1 pseudogene is annotated in these 641 nt (G+C 39.3%); it reads left to right on the forward strand.

The annotated features are described in order from the left end of the window. A pseudogene (locus tag ADICYQ_RS02170) lies at positions 1–641 on the forward strand (hydroxymethylglutaryl-CoA lyase-like TIM-barrel protein); the annotation flags it as partial.

Raw genomic sequence — 641 nt, forward strand, 5'->3', positions numbered from 1 at the left:
ACTGGTGATATTTTTAGACCCAAAGCAAACCAAATACAACCTCAACTATTATACGCAACTCGCTAAAGATTTAGAAAATGCAGGTGCACATATGATTGCTATTAAAGATATGGCTGGCTTACTAAAACCGTATGCTGCTACAGAATTAGTTGGTGCTCTAAAAGACACTGTAAATATTCCTATTCAACTACATACGCACGATACCTCATCCTTACAAACTGCAACCTATTTAAAAGCCATTGAAGCCGAAGTTGATGTGGTTGATGTGGCTCTTGGCGGCTTATCTGGATTGACTTCGCAACCCAACTTTAATGCCGTTGTTGAAATGATGAAAGGCCAAGAACGTGCGCATGACTTTGATATGAATATGCTTAATCAGTTTTCAAACTATTGGGAAGATACACGCGAAATGTACTATCCTTTTGAATCGGGTTTAAAAGCAGGAACAGCTGAGGTGTATCAACATGAAATTCCTGGCGGTCAATATTCAAATTTAAGACCACAAGCCATTGCCTTAGGATTAGGAGACCGTTTTGATGACGTCAAGAAATGTATGCGCAAATCAATGCCATGTTTGGCAACCTCATCAAAGTACCCCAAGCTCTAAAGTGGTTGGTGATATGGCTATTTTTATGGTAACT

It is taken from the genome of Cyclobacterium qasimii M12-11B (genome assembly GCF_000427295.1).
Classification (GTDB): Bacteria; Bacteroidota; Bacteroidia; order Cytophagales; family Cyclobacteriaceae; genus Cyclobacterium; species Cyclobacterium qasimii.